This window comes from Endozoicomonas sp. SESOKO4, from assembly GCF_024606275.1.
On the sequence record NZ_JAHHPS010000427.1, the window covers coordinates 1 to 3,108 of the forward strand.

The following is a 3,108-nucleotide window of genomic DNA, read 5'->3' on the forward strand; positions in this document are numbered from 1 at the left end:
GACCCCGTCTGAGGAGACCCCGTCTGAGGAGACCCTGTCTGAGGCGACCCTGTCTGAGGCGACCCCTTCTAAGGTGTTCCCACCCATAGAGTTGCCGCCAGTGGTTGGGTTGCTACCTATGTCATAAGCTTGCGGCGGAAATAGTGGGTCTGAATCGTATTGGAGTTGAATAGCAGGGAGATCAACCAATACATCGAAAGGCGAGGTTTGTCGGGAATGTTCAATGTCCCAGTGACCTATGTCACTAAAGCAATGATCATCAGGCAAATTGGGGTATGAGCTTACATAAGAGTTCAGCAACCATTCACTGAGTTCGCTGCTCATGGACGATTGCGGGAATTGACAAATGCCATGACAGGGAAATACGAAACAATTCAAACCCAGGGTATGGTGGTGGTGTTGAGGGTCACCGTTACCGCCGCCGTAGTCAGTATTCAAGGTGCTGCTGAAAGAGCCTGCCGGGTGCAGTGGTGCTATTGCAGTGTCCTGAACGGATGATTTTGATGACTGCCCTTGTGACTGTTGTCCAGAACCCAACATCATAGTGATGCTCTCAAATGGTTGATTTCCCTGTGTCAGCATAGATGTTGCCTCTTGTCGTTCAGCCGGGCTAAGTAACGGGAAGTCGGGGTTCCAATGGCTTTTCAAAAGCCAACCAACAGCGACAACTAGTTCTATAAGTACCCATGAATAAGGAGAGCTTAGAGGGGTTTCCTTCGTTGTCAGGTTCAGTTCGTAGGCAATTAGCAGATGAGTAGTGTAAGACCATTGCCAGGGAAGCGACTCAATAGTGGTCGTTTTTACCTCGTAACCGTCTGGTCTGTGTCGTTTGTCATCAGGAAGAGAGGCTGACTTTTCAGAGCCGTTTGTATCGGTAATGTCTGACGAGTTGACTGGCAACGCGCGGCGCTCAAGCTTTATAGAAAAGCCTTGGTTTTGGGAAGTTGCATTCTGTTCAAGATCGACTACAAAACGTTCTGTTAACGCTTGGGCCTGACAGGCGACAGATAACGTCAGTAAATGCAATAGCATTATTGCAAAGAGAGATTGTTTAATAATTCTATCCTTACTTTTTGACTTACAGAAGGCAAGGATAGATCAATAAAATGAGTGTGTTTTCTGTCAAGGACCTAATCTTCTGTAGGGGAGGATTTCGTAAGGAATTGCCAGTGGAAGATTGATTTGAGTGAACTTCGGGTGCCATCCAGTAAACGACCATTCTGGCAATATCATCAAGCTCCATGCCACTCCGGGCGAAGAAGCGCCTGAGACGTTTACGCCCGGAGTCGATCACTGGACCAGATCGTTACTTAATCGCTGTCGCTTTTTTAGGGACAAAGGGCATCGTTCTGGTTTACATCAACAGGCTTGCGCTTTCGATGTTCTCTTTTGTGAGTCGACAGCGTTTGAGCATTCTTGCAGACCTTTCCACATGGCCGCTGTATGCCATCCTCTCCGACCACTGCTGCATAACAGGTCTGTTGTCCTCTGTGGTATCTGCTTTTGTGCTCCGACAGGGCTTTAATATTCTTGAAGACCTTTCTGCATGGCCGTTCTATGCCATCCTTACTGATCTCTGCCCCTTCACAGGTTTGTTGTTCGCTATGGTCTCTCCTTTTGTGATCTGACAGGTCTTGAGCACTCTTGCAGATTTTTCCGCAGGGTCGCGGCTGGCCATCCTCCCCGGCCAAGGTTACGTTACAGGTTTTTTTTCCGCTGTGCCTCTTTCTTTTGTGAGCCGACAGGGCTTTAATATTCTTGCAGACTTTTCCGCATGTCAGGTGTTGGTCCTCTCCCCCGTCCACTATCACATCACAGGTTTTTTGCCCGCTGTGAAATAATCTTTTGTGCTCCGACAGGGCTCTGGCATTTTTGAAGACCTTTCCACATGGCCGCTGCAAGCCGTCCTTCCTGACATCTGTCTCTTCACAGGTTTGTTGTTTGGTGTGGTCTCTTCTTTTGTGCTCCGACAGATCCAGCCTGCTATTGCAGACCTTCCCGCATAGTTGTGGCTGACCATATTTCAGGTTCACTATCACGTCACAGATTTTTTCCCCAATATGATATCTACTTTTGTGATTCAACAGAGCTTGAGCATTCCGGAAGATCCTTCCGCAAAGCCGCTGCTGGCCATTCTCCCAAGTTACTGTTGCGTCACAGCTTTTTTGCACGGTGTGCTTGCTGCTTTTGTGACTCGACAGGACTTTAGTATTCTTGAAGACCCTTCCGCATTGTCGCAGCTGAACATTCTTCCCGATCATGACCACGTTACAGGTTTGTTGTGCGGTGTGGTATCTGCCTTTGTGATCCGACAGAGCTCTGGCATCCCTGCAGACCATCCCGCATGGACGCTGTTGGCCATCCTCCCCAATCACTGTCACGACACAGGTGGGTTGCGTGGCAGCGTCAGTTGTAAAAGCAACCCCTGCACTCATTGATTCCATTGAGTTGCAGCGACCGCTTGAGGTGCCATCCACGGCACGCACATGTAGCTTAAATTGTGGGTGAGAATCGCGTTGGAGTTGAATAATAGTGAGTTGATCCAATGTTTCGAAGAGTGAGAAATCTGTAAGGTCTTCAGAATCAAAACGACCTGTGCAACTAAAGCAATATCCGTCGGCCAAATGAAGGCATGAACTTTGTCCGAAGTGCTGCCGCCATTCAGCGGGGTCACTGCTATCGGGTATTGTTCGAAACTGACAAATGCCATGACAGGGGTGGATGAAACAATTTAAGCCCAAAGTATGTTGGTGTTGTTCAGGGTCACCGTCACCGCCGTCATAGTCTGAATTCGGCGAGCGAGTGAAAGAGTCAGTATGCTGGGTGGTGGGTTCCCGGGCTTGCCGGGTGGACGGCTCTGATGGCTGATGCGGTTGTTGGTTTTCTCCGGAACCCAGCATTATAGCGATAGCCTTAAACGGTTGATTCTGGCGTGTCAGCACGGCTGTAACCTCTTGTTGTTCAACCGGGTTAAACAGTGGTGAATAGGTGTTCCAATAACTTTTTAAGAGCCAACCGGCAGCGACAAACACTTCCAGAGGTAGCCATGAATAAGAGTTGGAATTCAGAGGAGCATTTCTGGTGGTCAGGATTAGTTTATAACCGACC

At 48.8% G+C, this 3,108-nt stretch carries 2 protein-coding genes; both read right to left on the reverse strand.

What is annotated here, in order from left to right:
• The coding region (locus KDK16_RS08565; RefSeq protein WP_257275610.1) for a hypothetical protein at nt 1-1,032 on the reverse strand (1,032 nt) is incomplete at its 3' end.
• Nucleotides 1,033-1,328: 296 nt separating this feature from the next.
• A partial coding sequence (locus tag KDK16_RS08570) for a hypothetical protein (RefSeq protein ID WP_257275611.1) occupies nt 1,329-3,108 on the reverse strand: 1,780 nt, incomplete at its 5' end.